Origin of the sequence: Bradyrhizobium sp. 2S1, assembly GCF_011516625.5 — a bacterium.
GTDB lineage: Bacteria > Pseudomonadota > Alphaproteobacteria > Rhizobiales > Xanthobacteraceae > Bradyrhizobium > Bradyrhizobium septentrionale.
Window position 1 is genome coordinate 4,832,928 of record NZ_CP147717.1, and the last position, 18,937, is coordinate 4,851,864.

13 protein-coding genes and 2 pseudogenes are annotated in these 18,937 nt (G+C 60.4%); 7 read left to right on the plus strand and 8 right to left on the minus strand.

Annotation, left to right across the window (positions count from 1 at the left end; all coding sequences use genetic code 11):
- Window positions 1–121 precede the first annotated feature (121 nt).
- The 4 genes from HAP54_RS22855 to tnpC (HAP54_RS22870) all read left to right on the plus strand — a co-directional run bounded on the left by HAP54_RS22855 (window position 122) and on the right by tnpC (HAP54_RS22870) (window position 3,431).
- Window positions 122–451, plus strand: coding sequence for a hypothetical protein (locus HAP54_RS22855; protein WP_248114466.1), 330 nt, complete (start codon window positions 122–124; stop codon window positions 449–451).
- Between the two features lie 472 nt (window positions 452–923).
- Entirely contained in the window at window positions 924–1,370 is a 447-nt protein-coding gene (gene tnpA / locus HAP54_RS22860; protein ID WP_166205731.1) for an IS66-like element accessory protein TnpA, read from the plus strand.
- Window positions 1,351–1,704, plus strand: coding sequence for an IS66 family insertion sequence element accessory protein TnpB (gene tnpB, locus HAP54_RS22865; RefSeq protein WP_166205730.1), 354 nt, complete (start codon window positions 1,351–1,353; stop codon window positions 1,702–1,704). Before tnpA (HAP54_RS22860) ends, tnpB (HAP54_RS22865) begins: the two co-directional genes overlap by 20 nt.
- A gap of 125 nt (window positions 1,705–1,829) precedes the next feature.
- Window positions 1,830–3,431, plus strand: a complete 1,602-nt coding sequence (gene tnpC / locus HAP54_RS22870; RefSeq protein WP_166205729.1) for an IS66 family transposase — start codon at window positions 1,830–1,832, stop codon at window positions 3,429–3,431.
- A 736-nt stretch (window positions 3,432–4,167) separates the two neighbouring features.
- Here tnpC (HAP54_RS22870) and HAP54_RS22875 read toward each other — a convergent pair.
- On the minus strand, window positions 4,168–4,491 hold the full coding sequence (locus HAP54_RS22875) for a hypothetical protein (RefSeq protein WP_156928880.1): 324 nt from the start codon (window positions 4,489–4,491) through the stop codon (window positions 4,168–4,170).
- Between the two features lie 1,084 nt (window positions 4,492–5,575).
- Between HAP54_RS22875 and HAP54_RS22880 the strand changes: the two are divergent.
- Both HAP54_RS22880 and HAP54_RS22885 read left to right on the plus strand, forming a co-directional pair.
- Window positions 5,576–6,918 (plus strand): annotated as a pseudogene (locus HAP54_RS22880) (IS1380-like element ISBdi2 family transposase).
- Between the two features lie 457 nt (window positions 6,919–7,375).
- Window positions 7,376–7,582 carry a hypothetical protein gene (locus HAP54_RS22885; RefSeq protein ID WP_166303949.1) on the plus strand — a complete coding sequence of 69 codons (207 nt, stop codon included), beginning with the start codon at window positions 7,376–7,378 and terminating at the stop codon, window positions 7,580–7,582.
- 33 nt (window positions 7,583–7,615) lie between these two features.
- On the opposite strand, the pseudogene pabB reads toward HAP54_RS22885, so the two are convergent.
- The 6 genes and pseudogenes from pabB to HAP54_RS22915 form a co-directional block, all read right to left on the minus strand.
- A pseudogene (pabB, locus tag HAP54_RS22890) lies at window positions 7,616–8,635 on the minus strand (aminodeoxychorismate synthase component I); the annotation flags it as partial.
- 85 nt (window positions 8,636–8,720) lie between these two features.
- Window positions 8,721–10,394, minus strand: a complete 1,674-nt coding sequence (gene tnpC / locus HAP54_RS22895; protein ID WP_166205228.1) for an IS66 family transposase — start codon at window positions 10,392–10,394, stop codon at window positions 8,721–8,723.
- A 46-nt stretch (window positions 10,395–10,440) separates the two neighbouring features.
- Window positions 10,441–10,788: an IS66 family insertion sequence element accessory protein TnpB gene (gene tnpB / locus HAP54_RS22900; RefSeq protein WP_063676425.1), complete on the minus strand. Its 348-nt coding sequence runs from the start codon at window positions 10,786–10,788 to the stop codon at window positions 10,441–10,443.
- Entirely contained in the window at window positions 10,785–11,180 is a 396-nt protein-coding gene (gene tnpA / locus HAP54_RS22905; RefSeq protein WP_166202956.1) for an IS66-like element accessory protein TnpA, read from the minus strand. The genes tnpB (HAP54_RS22900) and tnpA (HAP54_RS22905) overlap by 4 nt, the downstream gene beginning before the upstream one ends.
- Before the next feature lie 8 nt (window positions 11,181–11,188).
- Window positions 11,189–11,620: a hypothetical protein gene (locus HAP54_RS22910; RefSeq protein WP_224741821.1), complete on the minus strand. Its 432-nt coding sequence runs from the start codon at window positions 11,618–11,620 to the stop codon at window positions 11,189–11,191.
- 120 nt (window positions 11,621–11,740) lie between these two features.
- Window positions 11,741–12,100, minus strand: a complete 360-nt coding sequence (locus tag HAP54_RS22915) for a Dabb family protein (RefSeq protein ID WP_029083942.1) — start codon at window positions 12,098–12,100, stop codon at window positions 11,741–11,743.
- 904 nt (window positions 12,101–13,004) lie between these two features.
- Between HAP54_RS22915 and HAP54_RS22920 the strand changes: the two genes are divergently transcribed.
- Complete coding sequence (locus tag HAP54_RS22920; protein ID WP_029083943.1) at window positions 13,005–16,106, plus strand: efflux RND transporter permease subunit; 3,102 nt, start codon at window positions 13,005–13,007, stop codon at window positions 16,104–16,106.
- Window positions 16,107–16,873: 767 nt separating this feature from the next.
- Here the strand turns inward: HAP54_RS22920 and HAP54_RS22925 are convergent.
- On the minus strand, window positions 16,874–18,205 hold the full coding sequence (locus HAP54_RS22925) for an MFS transporter (protein ID WP_029083944.1): 1,332 nt from the start codon (window positions 18,203–18,205) through the stop codon (window positions 16,874–16,876).
- Window positions 18,206–18,937 lie beyond the last annotated feature (732 nt).

Below are 18,937 nucleotides of genomic sequence, written 5' to 3' on the forward strand. Positions count from 1 at the left end.
CGATCGGTACTAAGGAGCTGCTCATGGGCACGGAGCTCCGTGAGCGCTAGTGCCTGGCCAAGCCCTTTGCGGTGCCGGCGCCTTTAAGGAGCGTATGAGCTCAATATTGAAGATTGTAGCGGTGGGAGCGCTTTTGCTTGGAGAAGCGCTTTCGATAATCGCGGAGTTGATTGCCTCAAAGCAGTTTGGAAAGGCAGGCGGCGGGCATCTGACAGCGCTCCTGCCGATGTTCCTGCTGATATCCCTCGGCGGTATCCTGCTCGTCTGCGGATACGCACTAGGCTACATGCATCTGAAGAATATTTGGATAATCATCTCCATCTCGGTGGGAGCAAGTTTAGTGGTGGAACCGAGTCTCACGCTTCTGCTCTTTCGAGATGTGCCGACGGCTGGTTCGCTGATCGGGCTGGTGCTTGGCGCGCTTGGTACGCTCGCAGCGATATTCCTATGACCGTATTCTGAGAAGGCGAAAAATGGGCGGCAGTTCAGCATGAGTCAACTTTGAAAACGTTGCGCAAGATAGGTTTTGCTCAATTTGAACGCGAGAAAGAAAATATGTTTTGACGGACGTTCTGCATCTAGTTGGGACGGCATGATCGTTGGCTCCTCTCCTCTGCAGGCGCAGACTGGCGTGTCATTTCCAAAGAGCGGGGCTTATGCGGCAGCCAAAGGTCTCACAATCGATATATCTCGGGTCGTTTTCCCTCACCACAACAATTCAGTCCGATCTGAGAGACTGTAAGCGGCAAAGAGACTGAAAGAGACCTCGTCTGGTGGAGTGGGTGGGTTACCCTTACGCTTCAGCACATTACCAACGGCTGGCCAAACAGCGAGATGAGAGTAAGCGCTCCTTTCTACGCACCTATGCAGTTGAGCGCGGGGATGGGATGAGGTGTCCACCATGAGCGAGGTGGACACGATCGATGATCACTCCAGAAGAACCTTTGAGACTTGAGACGGTCGGCGTGTTGCGCAATGGCCGGCGTCGCTATGATCCGGCCAGCAAACAGCGGCTGGTCGAGGCCTGTCTGCAGTCTGGCGTGTCGCTGGCGGGGCTTGCGCTGCAACACGGCGTGAACGCGAACCTGCTGCGCAAGTGGGTGGCCAAGCGACAACTTCAGAACGGGGATGGCCAGCCGGAGGCGCGGGCGCCGATTGCGCCAGCCTTTATTCCGGTTCGCGCGCCGTCGCCGTCGCCAACTCGATCTGCTGGCGCGATTGCGGTTTGCGCGACGGAGCGATCCTGTGCAGGGCGGCTGACGGCATCGATGCCCAACGGCGTGACGCTTTCGCTGGAAGGCGGCGACGCGCAGTTGCTGTCGGCGGTGATTGAAGCGCTGGGGCGTTGCGATGTTCCGACTGGCGTCTGATCTTCGGGTCTACCTTCACCGCGAACCGATTGACTTCCGGGCGGGCATCAACAGCCTGGCGATCGTGGTCGAGCAGTCGATGGGGCTGGATCCGTTCCAGCGCGCGGTGTTCGCGTTCTGCAATCGTCGCCGCGACCGGATCAAGCTGCTGATTTATGATCGGTCAGGATTTTGGATGCTGCTGAAGCGGCTGGAGGCCGACAGATTCCACTGGCCCCGAAGTCAGGAGGCGGTGCTGACGCTGACGACGGAGGAGCTGCACTGGCTGCTTGACGGCATCAACATCGCGGCGGTGCGTCGTCATCCGGTGCGGCAATATCAGAGCGTGGGCTGAGCGTGTTCGATGCGGGCGGCGTCATCGGGCTTCGGCATGGCCGTTCTCAGATGACGCGGCCGAAGACATGACGAAGACATGGGAGCCCGGTTGACGCGGCGGCATGACTTCGATTCAAGACTCCGATGAGTCGCAAGCCCACGACGCACGAACTGGAAGCCTTGATCGCGGCGCACGCGGCCGAGATCGCGGCGCTGAAGGCCGAAAACGAGAAACTCGCACAACGCGTGCTGCATCTAGAGGAGCAGTTGCGCCTGGAGCGCCTGCACCGGTATGCGCCGAAGAGCGAAAAGCTCAAGGAGCGCATCTTCAACGAAGCCGAGCAGGCCGCCGCTGAAAGCCGGGACGACGACGATGTCGAGGCGGTCGCCGTGCCGGACACGGGATTGCCGGAGGCTCCAAAGCCGGCGCCGAAGGCACGCGGCCGCAAGCCGCTGCCTGACGATCTGCCGCGCCAACGCGTCGAACACGATCTGGGTGAGGATCAAAAGGACTGTCCGTGCTGCCATAATCGGATGCATCGGATGGGCGAGACCGTCACCGAGCAGTTGCACGTCGAGGTCAAGGCGTCGGTGCTGCAACATGTGCGGTTCAAATATGCCTGCCGTCACTGCGAGCGCACCGCGCTGAACACCCCGATTGTGACCGCGCCGATGCCGGCGCAGCCGCTGCCGGGTAGCGTCGCCACGCCATCGACGCTGGCGCTGGTGCTCGCCAACAAATACGTCGACGGCACGCCGCTGTACCGTGTGGCGGACGCGCTGGGGCGCGCCGACGTCAGCATCAGCCGCGGGACGCTGGGCAACTGGGTGATCCGGGCGAGCGAGTTGCATCTGCATCGGGTCTATGACGCGCTACAGCAAAAGCTCATGTCGCAGCCCCTGGTCCACGGCGACGAAACCTGGGTCCAGGTTCTTAAAGAGGACGGCCGTGATGCGCAGGCCAAATCCTTCATGTGGGCCTATCGCAGCGGCCAGGACTGCGCGCAGCCGGTCGTGCTGTTCGATTACCAGCCCGGTCGCGGCCAGCAACATCCTCAGGCCTTCCTGGCCGGCTATCGCGGCTTGTTGATGAGCGACGGCTATGACGCCTGGCGCACGCTGACAGGCGCGACCCATCTCGGCTGTATGGCGCATGCGCGCAGGAAATTTACCGATGCGCTCAAGGCCAGGACAAAGCCTGGCGGTCCGCCATTGCAGGCGCTCAAGTTCTTCGAGGCGTTGTACGAGGTCGAGAGGGTGGCGCGCCAGACGCCGCCCGACGGCGAAACGCGCGCCGCATACACCTTGCGGCTGCGCCAGCAGCATAGCCTGCCGGTATTGGCCGCCTTCCGGACCTGGCTCGACGACCAGGCGCCGAAGGTGCTACCCGAAAGCTTGACCGGCAAGGCGATCGCCTATGCACGCAACCAATGGGATTATCTGACCCGTTACACCAGTGACGGTCTCGCCCCGATCGATAACAATGTTCTGGAGCGCGACATCAGGCCGTTTTGCACCGGACGAAAAAGTTGGCTGTTCAGCGACACCGTTGCCGGCGCCAAGGCAAGCGCCGTGATCTACAGTTTGGTGCTGACATGCCGGGCATGCGGCGTCGATCCCTATGCATGGCTACGTCACGCGCTCACCGAATTGCCCCAACGCGCGCCAGACGCCGATATCGAAGATCTGTTGCCGTTCAATTGCACCGCTCAAAAAAACCTGCCAGCTGACAACGACAGCGGCTGACCGTCAAACGCTCAGGATCAATCAAGCCGTTCCGATGATCCCGCTGGGCCCCGGCGCCACGCGACGCCGCGGCCAGCCGCGCGCGCAGCCTGTGCAGTAAAATGCGCGCTTACAGATGAGACACTTATGCCATGGAATCACGCCGCCTGAACGGCCTCAGTTTGCCGCTTACCGCTGGACTTCGCTGCGCATAAAGACGATCGCCCACTGGACGCCGCCGTGTCGGCTATTGGCGCCTCCATATTTGCTCGCGCGGGTGGGCTCCGGATCGACTAAAAAAGCTGTTCCGCCGTTGCCGGGAGAGCCCGCAAGTGCGCTTGAGCAACAGCAGCCCGATCATGAAGTGCGTCGCGAAATCCGGCCAACATTCTCGCGATAAGCGGCACGACTCGCTGTCGATCCAATCCCATCGATCTGGCCGGCGAGCAGAACCAATTCGCGCTTTGCTGATCCGGTCCAGCCTGGCCCAGAACAGATCGCCTGATCCCATGGTTGGGTACATCTTCGGCGCATCCCTCCTCGGACATGGATAGGGAGACATGCTTCATCCCCGAAGGGCGTTCGGAAAGCGGAATTGCGAGGTTCTGAGGCTCAAAGCCTCAGAACTTCGCATTCTCAAAGCAGCCTGCAACAAGAATTGCCGCTCTAACTCGGTTGCTTAGCTCTGGCGACTATGTAACAGGCCTGAAGGCTGCAGGACGCTAGCCACGGGCTGGTTCAGTCATCGTCTGCAGTCTCACCCTTGCCGCGTAAGTCTGACGAACCCTCCTTCGATTAATTCGGCTTTGTGCAGCTTGCCGTCGAGCGCGATGGTTGTTGGGTGGTCAGGGGTAGGCATGTAACCCGCCTCGCGCAGCTTCTCGATCAGGGCCAGCGGGGCCCACTGCTCCGGCAGCGGGACGTTGCGACGGCAGGTCTCCCGGAAGAATGCTCCGAAATCTGGTACGCCCTGCGGCCCCTCGCCCATCCTCTGGTCCTCCGGGGGATTGTGGATGAGACGAGTGCCGCTGGTCGGGTCCTGCGTGGCCGTATAGCGGTGACCCCGGATCTCGTAGGACATCGTCGGCTGGTCCGCGTCCGGCAAAAGACCGTGGTGGGACAGTCTCTCGATCATTCGTTGCGGGGCGGGTTGAGAACCATGGGAAAATCTCTCGGGAACCGCCCATGAGACATCATATGTTTCCTCAGGGGCAGCCGATGAGGGCCCCGCCTCGTTCGTCCTTGCTTCATCCAGGAACTGACGAAGGTAATCTTCATCCTCTTGATTCCAGGCGTACTCCTCTGGGGACCTTGACGGCCCGGCACCGCCGATTCGGTTTAAGTCCATGCTGCTCTCCTTGTTGCCTTTGGGAACATGGTCTCTTGCAGGTCCGCCCAATGGATAGCTCAGCGTCAGCAGTTCCTTCGGCGAGAGACCAGATTGCTATGGTAGGAGAGTCGGCTGTCCAGAAGCTGACGAGCTGCCAGGAAAGCAGCTATGTCAACTCGCATGCTGTGGCCTGCCGCACCTAGGCACTGACGCTGATATCCGTCATATCGGGATGTAGGAGAGGCGGCGGCTCTGCCGCGTTCGGGAGGTTCTCCCTCGACTTCGCTTGTCTGGCCTCGAGCCGCTTCATATCATCGATGATGGCTTTGATCGTCCCGCCGGCTTTGATGGCAGGCAACAGCTTTCCAAAGTTCCACACTCGATGCGCGTGGGCGGAAGTTTATCCTATCGAAAGTTACCATCTCTGTTGAATGGTCAGAGGTGCGTCAGCGGTGAATAGCGATCGCAGCGCGAGAGGTTTCCGTGTACCCGCGGCGGAGAATGTTGTGGCCTTCCGCAGATAAAGGCGCCTGCATAGCTGCCGGTTCTTAAGGATTGCCGTCACGGCGGATGCCGGCGCGGGCTGCAAGCATATCGTTATGGCGGCCGCGGTCATGATGCGGCTGACTATCCCGCACCTGTCGATTTGGATTTCCTTGTGAATCCGAGAGAACGCTTTTCGTCAGCCAGTCGTCAGCCAGGCGGCCCATCTAGCCCGTCTTATTCGTCAGAGTGCGCCTGAGAGGCTGGCGAGCGTGGTGTAAAGCGCTGATGCGGCGTAGGATTCGGTTGCAAAGCCAACCCCATCACCTCAACCGCGAACGCCAGGCCCGCCATGACCGATGATACGATCTGCCCTTCTCGTTTCCAGCCGTTCACGCCAAGAAAGTCACAGCTGCCTTCGATGGCGGTCGGCTGACCTCGAACGGGGGCGTGATGCTTCTGGCGATGGCCGAGCGGCGTCTCGGCTTGGCCGACAATTTGGCCCGGGTGTTCCCGGATCGGCGCGATCCGACGCGGGTCGTGCACAGCCTTGTCGATATGTTCCGCGCGCGCATGTTCGCGATCTGCTGCGGCTACGAGGACGCCGACGACCTCGATCATCTGCGGTCCGATCCCGCATTCAAGCTGGCCTGCGGACGGCTGCCGGACACGGGTCGCGATCTGTGTTCCCAACCGACGCTGTCGCGGCTGGAGAATGCTCCGCGCCTGCGCGACGTGATCCGACTGACCTACACTTTGGTCGACGCATGGATGGATAGCTACCCGCGCGAGCCGGCATCCGTCACGCTCGACATCGATGATACCTGCGATGTCGTCCACGGCCATCAGCAGCTCTCGCTGTTCAACGCTCATTATGACGAACGCTGCTTCCTGCCGATCCACGTCTACGACACGGAGAAGAGCCGGCCCGTGGCGGTCGTGTTGCGGCCCGGCAAGACGCCGGGCGGCGTCGAGGTGCGTGCCCATCTGCGCCGCCTGATACGGCATATCCGGACGCGGTGGCACAACACGCGAATTACGTTCCGTGGCGACGGGCACTATGCCCGGCCGGAGGCAATGGCGTGGTGCGAGACCAACGGCATCGACTACATCTTCGGTCTGTCCGGCACCAAGCCGCTCGCCAGAAAACTCGACGAGGCCGCCGACGACATCCGCACGCGACGCGCCATCGAGAACCTGCCGGTTCTGCGTGGCTATACCGAGACGCGCCACAAGGCCAAGTCCTGGGATCGCGAACGGCGTACCGTCGCCCGTATTGAGGCGACGATGCTCGGCCTCGACATCCGTTTCGTCGTCACCAGCCTCGATGTCGGCTCGGCCGAGTGGATCTACGACAGCCTGTATTGCGCGCGCGGCCAAGCCGAGAATCTGATCAAGCTGCATAAGACACAGCTCGCCTCCGATCGCACCAGCTGCCGTTCGGCGCTCGCCAATCAAGTCCGCCTCGTTCTCCACACCGCCGCTTATTGGCTGATGCTGACCGTGCGCGACGCGATTCCCAAAGCCCGGGAATTGGCCACAGCCGAGTTCGCGACGCTGCGTCTTCGTCTCTTGAAACTCGCTGCCCGTGTCGTCGAGACCACGAGCCGCATTCGCCTTGCGTTTGCCGCGGCATGTCCCGAAGCCGACCTGATCCGCGGCTTGCCAGGCGCGCTGCTGCCTCTCGGTCCTTGACCGGCGGGGCGTCCGCCCCCCGTTCGCCCAACCTACACCTCAAGCGCGTTGCAAAGTACGGGTCGGTCAGGCGGTGAAAAGCCGAAGGCAATCCCGCGCGCCTCGTCAGAGCAGATGTGCGGCCACATCAATCGGACTAAAAAAAGCACTCTCACGAATAGGACGGGCTAGTAGGCTGCACATTCTCACTGATCGGAGATGGAATATGACCGGCATTGGCCGACCAGACAAATCGCCCGTTGGGCCTACAGGAGCGGACAGCACGTGGAGATCGAGTGGTTCGCGCTCGCAGTACGATCTCGCCCCAGGGGAAGGTGGCCAATCGTTCGACTCCGTCGTCGAGCGTATGCGCCCCGGGCCTCAAGATAGAACGGCGCCGCTCGCCGGCCAACCGCGAACTTCGGGTGGCGCAGTCCCCATTTCCTCGAGTGGCGACGATGTCAATGCAGCAGAGCGAATGGATAGCCAGCTTAAGGAACTTGATGCTTGCCGCAATGCGGCTATGCAATGTCGGAACTCGTCTGAGGCGCAAAACTTGATCGATCAGCTCGTCAAGGCCGGCTCAACAGTCCTGGACTACTACGCAAGCTTGCCCGCGCATCTGGCGCGGAGCATGCTGTCTGACGATCAGGCCCGCCGGGTCCGCGACGAGGTGCTCGATTGAATACGAAGGAATCGTAATTATCGATGATGAAAATCAAAATGCACCGGGTATCTCGGAATCAAAAGCATCAAAGAGGCGCTGTGCCTTGGCAAGCGTCTCCTCATATTCGGCTTCAGGAGTTGACATCGCCGTTATTCCGCCCCCTGCATGAAACATAGCCAGGTCGCCGTCGATCGTCACAGTACGAATCGCAATGTTCGTGTCAATCTGTCCACTGAATCCAACGAAGCCGATCGCCCCGCAATAGACCTCTCGCGCCACTTTCTCGAGGTCCGCAATGATTTCCATCGATCGCACCTTTGGAACACCAGTCACGGAGCCGCCCGGAAAGCAGGCGCGAAGCAGGCTAACCGCGTCTTGGCCCGCAGCAAGAGTGCCGCTGACGATTGAGACGAGGTGATGCACTGAGGCATAGGATTCCAGGTTGCACAGTGCCATGACATCGACCGAATTGTCTGTACAGACGCGTGACAGATCGTTGCGCAGCAGGTCGACAATCATGACGTTCTCGGCGCGATCCTTTTCGGACGCAAGAAGCACTTTGGCGCGGCGCCGATCTTCCTCGCCGTCGGCGGAACGCGCGATTGTCCCCTTGATGGGGCGTGTTTCGACCTGCTGTCCGTCAAGTTTCAGAAATCGTTCCGGAGAGCTCGATGCGATCGTTAGCTTTCCGTAGCGCAAGAGCGCTCCAAACGGGGCCGGGTTCGATGAGCGGAGCTGGCAATAGAAGGTCAGTGGATCGAATAGCGGCGACACCCTGGCACTGAAACATTGCGCGATGTTCGCCTGAAATATATGCCCGGCCAGAATCAACTCGATGACGCGTTGGACCGCCGGCATGAAGCCTTCGCGGCTAAAGTTCGAATGCCACGGTCCCGCCCTGCTAGGGATTGTGAGTCGAGGTAACCCTGGCCTGGCAAGCAGTGCTGCAAACTCATCAGCGCGACGACGCGCACGCTCGTTTCGTCGAGCGGGCTCCTGCTCCGGCCATCCTGTAGAGACGATCCAGCACTTCTGGTCGCGCTGATCGAAACTGACCACCACGTCATAGAAAGTACGCATACGACGGAGGCCGCCTGATTGACGCATGCGCGCGGGCACGGCGAGGTCTATGATGGCATTGGGTGAAGGGTGAAGGTCAGGCGGCCTGCTGATTGGCTGGCTTGTCGGCCTGGCGCAGGAGCTTCCATTCCCAGGGCAAGAGCTCGTGCAGACGCGATGCGGGATGATCGGCGATACGGGCCAGGACGTCGGCGAGCCAGGCCTTGGGATCGACGTCGTTGAGGCGACAGGTCGTGATCATCGTCAGCATGATGGCGGCACGGTCGGCGCCGCGCTGGCTGCCGGCGAAGGTCCAGTTGCGCCTTCCCAAGGCGATGCCTCTCAATGCGCGCTCAGCGCAATTGTTGGTCAAGCAGATCCTGCCGTCGTCGAGGAAGCGGGCGAAGCCGTCCCAGCGCCTGAGCATGTAGTTAATCGGCTTCAGGACCTCGGAGGAACGCGAGAGGGTTTCGCGCTCGCGGAGCAGCCAGGCATGCATGTCCTCGAGAAGTGACTTACTCTGTTCCTGGCGAGCGGCACGCCGCTCGCCGGCACCGCGACCGTTGATGGCGCGCTCGATCTCGAACAACGTATCGAGGCGTCTGACAGCCTCCAGCGCGATCGGGGAGACCGGTTTGCCTTTCTTGCCTTCCCGAGCATTTTTCTCGATATCAGCCAGCTCGAAGAAGCCCCGCCGCGCATGGGCCACGCAAAACGCCGGCGTAATCGGCAGCGCCTTCTTCTGCGGGTCGAACAGCGGCTCGAAGCCGCTGTAGCAATCCGCCTGCAAGATGCCGGCGAAGGCGGCCAGATGTCTCTGTGGATGCTCGCCTCGTCGGTCGCTCGAGGCGTAATAGACCGCTGCCGGCGGCGCAGGCCCGGCGAACGGCCGGTCATCCCGCACATAAGTCCAGATCCGCCCGGTCGTGCACTTGCCCTTCGCCAGAATACGGATGGTGGTGTCGTCGCCATGAAGGCGCTCGGCAGCGAGCACGTGGCGTTCGATCAAGTGGAAGAGCGGCATGACGGCGAAGGTCCCGTGGCCGACCTGGTCGGCCAGCGTCGACAACGGCAGGTCGATCCCCTCGGCCTTAAAGCGCGCACTCTGGCGGTTGAGCGGGATATGCATGCCGAACTTGTCGAACAGGATCGTCGCCAGCAATTGTGGGCCGATGAAGCCGCGCGGCGTGGCATGGAACGGCGCGGGCGGCTGGCTGATCTTCTCGCAATCGCGGCAGGTGAACTTCTCGCGTACCGTCTCGATCAGCTTGAAGCGGCGCGGGATCTCCTCCAGCGTCTTGGTCACATCCTCACCGATCTTCGCCAGCCGCGATCCACCGCAGCAGGCGCAGGTCGTTGGAGTCTCAATGACGACGCGCTCGCGTTCGATATCGTCAGGCCATGGCTTGCGCACCGGCCGCTTGCGCATGAAGGGGCGGACGTTCTGCGTCTTCGCCGCTGCGGCCTGTGCGGCAAGCTCATCCTCGCTCGCCGTGGTGACGAGTTCTTCGAGCTCCAACTCCAACTGCTCGAGCAGCCGTGCCGAGCGCTCGGATCGCTGCCCGTGCAGTTCGCGTTTCAGCTTCTCGATGCGCAACTCGAGATGAGCGATCAGCGCCTCGGTATCCGACAGTTTCGCCTGCGCATTCGCGGCTTGCGCCTGCCAGTTGGCGGCCTTCGCCTCGGCTTTCTGTCGCGCCTCACGCTCGGCCTGCAGCGCCGCCAGGGCACTGACAAGGTCCGATGGAAGATCATCCGGCTTCGATATCATGGAGCCATTGAATCAGATCAAGCCGCAGATTCAAACCGTAAAACGACTATCCGACCCGCGTCGGACGCTGGGTTTCTTGAGGGTTGCGCCAATCGATCCCGGACAACAGATAGCTCAACTGCGCCGGAGAGATCGTTACCGATTCACCAGCAACCGATGGCCAGATGAACCTGCCTCTCTCGAGTCTTTTGGTGAACAAGCAGGCGCCCTGGCCATCGTGCCAAATGACCTTCAATAGATCACCGCGTTTGCCCCGGAAGCAGAAAAGACCGCCGCCCATGGCGTCGCGCTTGAGCACTTCCTGCACGCGCAGAGCCAGGCTCGGAAAGCCGCACCGCATGTCGGTATGGCCCGTCGCCAGCCACACCCGCACGCCCGTCGGGATCGGGATCATCGGCGCGCCAGGCCCCGAGCAATTCGAACGACCGCCTCGATATCCGCACCGGGGCCGAAGACCACGCGCAGCCCCTGAGGGCTCACGATTTCGATCTGACCTGTCTCGACAGCTTCCGTCGTTGGCGGCGTACTTGCCGCAACTATCGCAGGGACGAATGTCGGGCCGATCGAATCCTCTTCGGCCGGATCATGACAGGTCCAAGCCTTGCGCCAGCTCAGCAGAAGCTGACGTGATATCCCATACCGGCGAGCCGTCGCCGACACCAGTCGTGGCCCCGAGAAGCTCTCCTCTACGATTCTGAGCTTCTCCGCACGCGTCCAGCGTCGCCGCCGACCGGTCTCCACCAAATCCATGCGGCTCAGCACCGCACTGTCCTTATGTCCGTCCATAAGGACAGTCAGCTACAGATCGGAAAAACTCGCAAGACGGCCGCCCTCGGACGGATACCATAGAAATGTAGAATTGATTGAGGTAAGCGGAGGCCGGGAAGTGACGGGGCCGGCAGTCGCTCCAGTGTCCGGTTCATGTCGTAAGCAAGGAAGCCGGCGGCGCCGCCCTGGAACGGCGGGAGATCGGGGCGATGTGCTGCTCGGTATCTGGCGAGAAGGCTTCGCAGGACCACCCATGGATCGCCCGCAACGGCCTCTGCATTCCAGCTTGCCTGTCCATCGGCGACCAAATAGGTGCCAAACGGTTCGCAGGTCAAATATGAGTACCGCCCGAGAAGTTCATGCCCTGCCGCGCTATCGAGAAAGGTAAGCTGCGGGTGCTGCGCAAGGCATCGCAGCGCCTTGACAGGCTCGATCCACTGCAACTCGCGGACGTGCATAGGGCTATCGGTTACCGATGATCGGCAGGCCGTAAAGCCGGCTCTGATCGTTGTCCCGGCGCGAACAAGCGCAATTTCCGTCCGACACGTACAAAGCCTCGAGGCTGATCATCATCATGCTTAGCTGCGACTAGCTCGTCGGGGGCGTCGAACAACTTGGCTCAACCCTGACGGTTCAGCGAAATAGACATCTGCTGACAGTTCGTAGTCAGCGGCAAACCGCAGTTCCCGAAGTGGCCGGACGCACCGGATCGCTTCTTGATACAAACCGTGCGTTTTGTACGCAGCGAGATCCATCTCGCTGTCGAACTCACCGTACACCACGACGTCGACTTCATTGCCGAGTTGATCGCTCTTGCGGTTGCGCGCAATCTCGAGCCGGCGTGCATACGGGATTGCGGTGAGAACTGACAGACCTTCGACGATCTGGTCGATGCCGGCTTGATCGTTGGCTGTGAAGAAGACGATGTGACGGATCATGGTGGCCGCAATCGTGACGCTGCAACGTGGCGTTCCTATATCGGCATCAAGCCCAACGCAATGCTGTACGGAAGCCGGCAGCACTTGGCGCGAATTTCTGGAAACCGATCCAGGTTGGCCTCGAAGCAGGACCGACGCTGTGCGTGTTGCCCGCCTTTGCCGTCTTCCATCCGGTCGCATCGTGCCCGAGCGTTATCGCCTGCAAGCGGGCGACCCCATATTCGCCGGAGATTGACGAGGTTCGCATCGACCCGGAACCGCCCGACGTCACGGCGACCAACATGGGCATCTCTAGAATGCATTTGTGCGCCGGTCCATCTTGGCCCCGGGGGCACGTCGCAAGTCTCGCGCGGCTCATGCCGGCGTAAGGCGCCGACAAACCTTGGTATAGGTTTGGCAACCCATTCTATATCGCGCGCTTGCCTCTGTAGAGTTGAGTCACTCGTCGAGTTGTTTGTACTTTCGACGTCGCCGCTGGATCATTCGACAGCGGCGCGGAAGCCGTTAGTGCCGACTGATCCGCTTGCTGCAAGGCGTTGCGTGCCATTGAGGCGTGAGGATGAAGCGGAATGGAAATGCGTGAGCCCGCTTCCGTATTCCGAGTCGGACCTCGGGCCGATTGCGCACAAAATGACATGGGTCTTTATCCTGAAGAGGTGTGTCCTTACTCGCGATCAGCGATCAGCGATCAGCGATCAGCGATCAAAAGGGCAAAGATTCATCCAAGGAATGGCGATGGAGAAGTGGAGGATCGGATCTTCTGCCTAGGAACTAGCCGTTAGAGCAGCCGATTCCGCTTCCTTCTCGGGTCTTTGCCACTGTCAGCCGCGCTGATGACCGTAACTGGAGCGCGACTTGCCAGTGCCAGCGAATTTGCGTCACCCTCCTGAATGCGAGAGCCTCGATGGCATTTGCCGATCTTTTCATCAAACGTCCCGTGTTATCAGTCGTCATCAGTCTGCTGATCCTGTTGATCGGCCTTCGCGCGGCCGCCGTTCTGCCGATCCGGCAGTATCCGAAGCTGTCAAACACGGTCGTCAATATCACAACCTCCTACCCGGGTGCCTCCGCCGACATGATCCAGGGGTTCATCACGGCCCCCCTGGAGCAGGCAGTGGCGTCCGCCGAGGGCGTCGACTACATCACGTCCTCATCGGTGCTCGGTAGCTCGACGATCCAGGTCTACATCAAGCTCAATTTTGATCCCAACGAGGCGCTTACCGAAGTGCTCTCCAAGGTCAACTCGGTCAAGTCTCAAATTCCGAAGGAATCAAACGATCCGGTCGTCACCAAGTCAGCCGGTCAGACCACGGCTGTCATGTATATCGCTTTCTCCAGCGAGGAACTGACGGCCAGCGCGATCTCCGACTATCTTTCACGCGTGGTGCAGCCGGTTATGTCGACTGTAGAGGGGGTCGCAGCGGCGGACATCCTGGGCGGCCAGAGTTTTGCGATGCGGCTATGGCTCGATCCTGTGAAAATGACGGGGCATGGCGTGTCGCCGGCGGACGTTTCGGCTGCAATTGCCGCCAACAACTTCCAGGCCGCGGCCGGTCAGGTCAAGGGCTATCTCACCATCTCCGACATCACGGCCAACACTGATCTGCGCGGTGTCGATGACTTCAAGCGCATGATCGTCAAGGCCAATGACGGCGGATTTGTGCGCATGGAGGACATTGCGACGGTCGAGCTTGCCGCGCAGACCGCAGACGCCAGTGTCTCCATGAACGGCGAGCACGCGGTCTTCATCGGCGTGCAGGCGAGCCCTCAAGGCAATCCACTGAACATCGTACGAGGCGTACGGACGCTATTTCCAGACATGGAGCGCAACTTGCCGCCTTCGCTGAAGATGAAAGTGGCCTACGACTCCACGAAGTTCATTCAATCATCGATCGATGAGGTGGAGAAGACGCTGGTCGAGGCCGTCTTGATCGTGGTGGTCGTGATCTTCCTGTTCCTGGCCTCGTTTCGGTCGGTCATCATTCCCGTCGTTACCATTCCGCTGTCGCTTGTTGGCGTCTGCAGCATGATGCTGGCGCTGGGGTTTTCATTCAATCTTCTGACCCTTCTCGCGATGGTGCTTGCGATTGGTCTCGTGGTCGACGATGCAATCGTCGTCGTGGAGAATATTCATCGCCATCTGGAACAAGGCGCGCCGCCCGCGCTGGCCGCGACCCAGGGGGCGCGCGAGATCGTCGGTCCCGTCGTCTCCATGACGATCACGCTGGCCGCCGTGTACGCGCCAATCGGCTTTATCGGCGGCCTCACTGGCGCGCTGTTCCGCGAATTTGCGTTCACGCTGGCGGGCTCGGTCATCGTGTCGGGCGCAATTGCGTTGACGCTTTCGCCGATGATGTGTTCGGTCTTCCTGAAGAACTCTGAGGAGGGGCGGTTTGCAAGGGGTGTGAACCGCGCGTTCGGCGCCACGACCCGCTGGTACGGTCGCAACCTCGACCGCTCGCTCGACTATGGTCCGATTACCGGGCTGTTTGCGCTGACCATGCTGGGCCTTGCGGGCTTTCTCTACATGCATACGTCCAAGGAACTTGCACCCGAGGAGGATCAGGGCATCATATTCGCGCTGACTAAAGCGCCGAAATACGCCAATATCGATTACCTCGATTATTACGGCGCCAAGCTCGACAAAGCGTTCCAGAAGTTTCCCGAGACCGATTTGCGCTTCGTGCTCAACGGCAGCAGCGGGCCGCAGGGCGGCATGGCCGGCATGTTGCTAAAGCCTTGGGACGAGCGTAAGAGATCAACGATCGCGCTCAAGTGGTCCGTTCAGGCCGAGCTGTCCAAAATCGAAGGCATCAACGCATTTGCCTTTGGTTTGCCGCCTCTTCCGGGCGGATCGGGCGGCCTGCCGGTGCAAATGGTGATCAGTTCGACCCTAGGTTTCCAGTCCGTTTATGAGCAGATGTCGAAGCTGAAGGATGCCGCTCGCAAGAGCGGTCTGTTCGCGGTCAGCGACTCTGACCTTGAGTTCAATCAGCCCGTGGTGCAAATCAAGGTTGATCGATCCAAGGCAAGCGATCTTGGCATCACCATGGAGAACGTCGGTGGCGCGCTTGCGACCCTGCTCGGCGGCAACTACGTGAACCGCTTCAACCTGCAGGGGCGCTCCTACCAGGTGATCCCGCAACTGGCGCGCGAAAACCGCCTGACGCCGGAATCACTTGGAAGCTATTATGTGAAGACTGCGAGAGGCTCGATGCTGCCGCTGTCGACCGTGGTTTCCATCGAGACTGCGACCGATCCGAACACGCTCACCCACTACAACCAGCTCAACTCCGCGACCTTCCAGGCTGTACCGATGCCTGGTGTCACGATCGGTCAGGCTGTGGACTACCTGGACGAGGAGGCAAAGATGCTGCCCGCAGGCTTTAGCCACGACTTCCTTGCCGACGCTCGCCAATATGTGCGCGAGGGTAATCAACTCGCCATCACCTTTGCGTTTGCACTCATCATCATTTTTCTGGTGCTTGCGGCACAGTTCGAAAGCCTGCGCGATCCCCTCATCGTCATGATCAGCGTTCCGATGGCGGTCGTCGGGGCCTTGATCCCGCTATTCTTTGGCTTGTCGACGATGAACATCTACACTCAGGTCGGGCTGTTGACACTGGTCGGGCTGATTTCCAAGCACGGTATCTTAATGGTTGAGTTCGCCAATGAGCTGCAGCTCAAGGAGAGGCTCGACCGCCGCTCGGCTATCGAGATGGCGGCGCGCGTTCGACTTCGTCCGATCTTGATGACCACGGCGGCGATGGTCACTGGTCTCTTACCCTTGTTGACCGCAACGGGCGCTGGCGCCGCGAGCCGCTTCTCGATTGGGCTCGTGCTCGTCGCGGGCATGTCCATCGGAACGTTGTTCACGCTCTTCGTGCTACCGGCGCTCTATGTCGCGATTGCGTCCGATCACCGCGCCGGTGCGAATGCTGTCCACGTCAAGAACACCGCTGAGTTGGAACACGCCGGGGCTGTTGATGCCCACTTGGCCAAGTGATGACGCTCACGATCAATTGAGCTTCGCTGAATTGGTGCTAAAGCAGGGGGCGCTGATCGTCGACCGCGGTGACTTGATCGCGCTGGTTGGCTACAATTGGTGGCGCGGACCGCGTCATTCTCTGCTCCGACAGGCTCGGTATTGTTGCCGACCGATCAGAAACGGGCGGTAGCTATTGCCTCTGCCAGGGTGAATTGCCGGACATCCACGGCAGCGCAACTCGCATGCTTGCCTGTCTGGGAGAATTCATGCACTCCCGATGACGTAGAGTGGTGGTGCCGCCTTGTTTCATTGGCTCTGGAAGGGAATGATTTGCTCGGGCTTGTCTTGCTGGCAGAACAGACGAGCGCTGATTTGTTGCAGTCTGCGTCCCGTAGGCGAGCGGGTCGGAACTGTCTGGGCGTCTGAAGCCTATCTCATTAACATAGCTATCGATTCGATACTGGTCGGGCACAGGCAGCCTATTCTGGCTAGCAAGGGGGCCTCTTGCGCTGCGCAGCAAGAAACCCGCCGTGTTGCAGCGATCATCACGCGGATTGCCCATCGCTTGTTCCAATGCCGATGACCATCCAGCAGGAAAAAGCGAAAAGCTCGAGAGCCTACCCGACCCCAACAAGAAGGCGCGGCCCCAACACCGGCCCCTCCTGCAAAAATCGAATGCTTCATCAAGACAATTCCCATCTCTCGGGCCGACCTACTTTCTTCCCCAAAGACTTGACGGGGAGCGCCATATGAGCGGAAGGGACCCGTGATCACGTTGTCCAGCGCTACGACGGGCTTCGCTTATGCGCAGCGCTCTGAATTCTCGGCGGTGCCGTCTCGGGCATCATCAGCATGGCACAGAATCCGGCCGCGCTAGCGACAAGCATGTACCAGGCGGGCGCCAGTGCGTTCCCGGTAACGTGGATCAACCAGGTGACGATGGGTTGAGCTGTGCCACCGAAGATCGCTATCGCAAAAGCGTAAATCGTCGCGAAGGCGCCGCCGCGGATGTTCTTGGGCAAACCTTCGGCCATGCTCACATAGAAGGCGCTATACGGGACCGTTCCGATGAAGGTGAGCGCGCCGAGGCCTCCGAGAAGTGCGATGGCACTGCGGCTCTCTACGATCCACCAGAACACCGGATAGGTCATCAGCAGCGCGGTGACCTGCGGCCATATCATGATGTGCCGGCGTCCGGCACGATCCGCGAGCCAACCGCCCAGCAGTGCGGCGCCAATTCCTACTGCATTGCTGACGAGCGTGGTGGCGAAGGCGAGAGGCGCAGAAACTTGCAAGGTATTCAGCGCATAGGTGGTCATGTATTCCGTGATGTAGGTAAAAATTGTGCAGCTGGCCAAAATGACGAGTCCCAAGCTCATCATGCGGCGGACGGCACGCAATCTCTTCGCACTCTCGACGACGGGAGCCGAAGCTTCCGGGCGGTGTAATGTCTCCGGCAGGGCGCTCCGCAGCCAAAGTCCGAACGGCAGCGTGGCGGCGCCGAGCAAGAACGCGATCCGCCAACCGTACGCGTCCAGTGCCTCACTTGTCATCGCGAGGGAGAGTATTTCTCCAACCAGCGCTCCGGCGGTTGCAGCTATCTGTTGGCTGGCAGGCTGAAACGAGACAGCAAGACCCCGGGCTTCGGCCGGGGCCGCTTCCATCAAATAGGCAGTAGTCGGACCGACCTCACCTCCCAGAGCGAAGCCCTGCACCAAACGTGCGAAAATGGCCAGTAACGGAGCGCCAATTCCTATCGTCTCGTACGATGGCGTAACAGCTAACGCGAGGATCGCGGCGCTCATCATGGCAAAGCTGGCATTCATCGCGGGCCGGCGCCCGACCCGATCCGAGTACGAGCCGAGCACGATGGCCCCGATCGGTCTGGTTACAAAACCCGCGCCAAACGTCGCGAGCGACAGCATGAGGCTGGCAAACGGGTCGCTCGCCGGGAAGAACGCCTGACCGATCTGGATTGCGAAAAAGCTATAGGTCCCGAAGTCGTAAAATTCGAGAATATTGCCGATCGTTGCGCCCAACACGGCGCTGCCGGTCAGGCTTTCGTCCGGCGCAACGAGAATCGGCTTTCGATGCTCCGGAGTGAATTGACTGGCCATCCCCGATCCATCTCGGTCGCGATCTGGCCGAAGACTTCGGCCAGCCAGGTCGCGCGCGTTGCTCTCCATCTAACCTACACGCCGTCTATCTTGAGGCGGCCAGGCCGCGCGCCGATTTCCCAGATGTAGATGAAGCATGTCACGACGAAGCCCATCGTAACGCGTGCAATAAAAATGCCTGCTTCGTGCAGCCCGATTCAAGCCTTGCACTGATCGCGGCAATCGCCCGCAAAAATGAATAAAGGAAACCGCTGCAGCCATCGGGCGCGGGCAGTCGTTGTGGTCCTGCGCGATGGCGAGTTTGCGACAACATTGGCAGTCACCGAACAGAAGGCCTGCTTTCACACAGAAGGGCCGCCATGCGTGCATGCTGCGTTCAGCTGGCTGCGCGTGCGCGGAAGTGTCAGGCGATTGGCCCGGCTTTTTGCTCCACCGCGTGGTAGTTGCGTGAAGCTGCATGCTTTGTCGAGATTGTTCCCTGCAGAATAAGATCTTCGTGCGATCAAACGTAATGGGAGCTTGCATTGTTGATGGCACCTTGAAAACGGCCGACATCGCGCCGGCCGCCGCAGGCATCAGGCGGTGATATCCGGTCATGGCGAGCCGCAGGTCAGCTGGCCGCAAATGACAAGCGTGATGCGCCAGAGTTGAGCCCCGAAAAGTGGAAGTCAAAGGCATCAGCGATGGCGACGACGCGCCTCTGTGGGTGGATTGGATTCATCAATGTCGTCC

Coding starts and splice junctions, on each gene's coding strand:
- tnpC (WP_166205729.1), top strand. CDS start 1,830: ATGAGTCGCAAGCCCACGACGCACGAACTGGAAGCCTTGATCGCGGCG.
- tnpA (WP_166205731.1), top strand. CDS start 924: ATGATCACTCCAGAAGAACCTTTGAGACTTGAGACGGTCGGCGTGTTG.
- HAP54_RS22910 (WP_224741821.1), bottom strand. CDS start 11,620: ATGCACGTCCGCGAGTTGCAGTGGATCGAGCCTGTCAAGGCGCTGCGA.
- HAP54_RS22925 (WP_029083944.1), bottom strand. CDS start 18,205: ATGGCCAGTCAATTCACTCCGGAGCATCGAAAGCCGATTCTCGTTGCG.
- HAP54_RS22920 (WP_029083943.1), top strand. CDS start 13,005: ATGGCATTTGCCGATCTTTTCATCAAACGTCCCGTGTTATCAGTCGTC.
- HAP54_RS22875 (WP_156928880.1), bottom strand. CDS start 4,491: ATGTCCTACGAGATCCGGGGTCACCGCTATACGGCCACGCAGGACCCG.
- HAP54_RS22885 (WP_166303949.1), top strand. CDS start 7,376: ATGGATAGCCAGCTTAAGGAACTTGATGCTTGCCGCAATGCGGCTATG.
- tnpB (WP_063676425.1), bottom strand. CDS start 10,788: ATGATCCCGATCCCGACGGGCGTGCGGGTGTGGCTGGCGACGGGCCAT.
- HAP54_RS22915 (WP_029083942.1), bottom strand. CDS start 12,100: ATGATCCGTCACATCGTCTTCTTCACAGCCAACGATCAAGCCGGCATC.
- tnpC (WP_166205228.1), bottom strand. CDS start 10,394: ATGATATCGAAGCCGGATGATCTTCCATCGGACCTTGTCAGTGCCCTG.
- tnpB (WP_166205730.1), top strand. CDS start 1,351: ATGTTCCGACTGGCGTCTGATCTTCGGGTCTACCTTCACCGCGAACCG.
- tnpA (WP_166202956.1), bottom strand. CDS start 11,180: ATGGACGGACATAAGGACAGTGCGGTGCTGAGCCGCATGGATTTGGTG.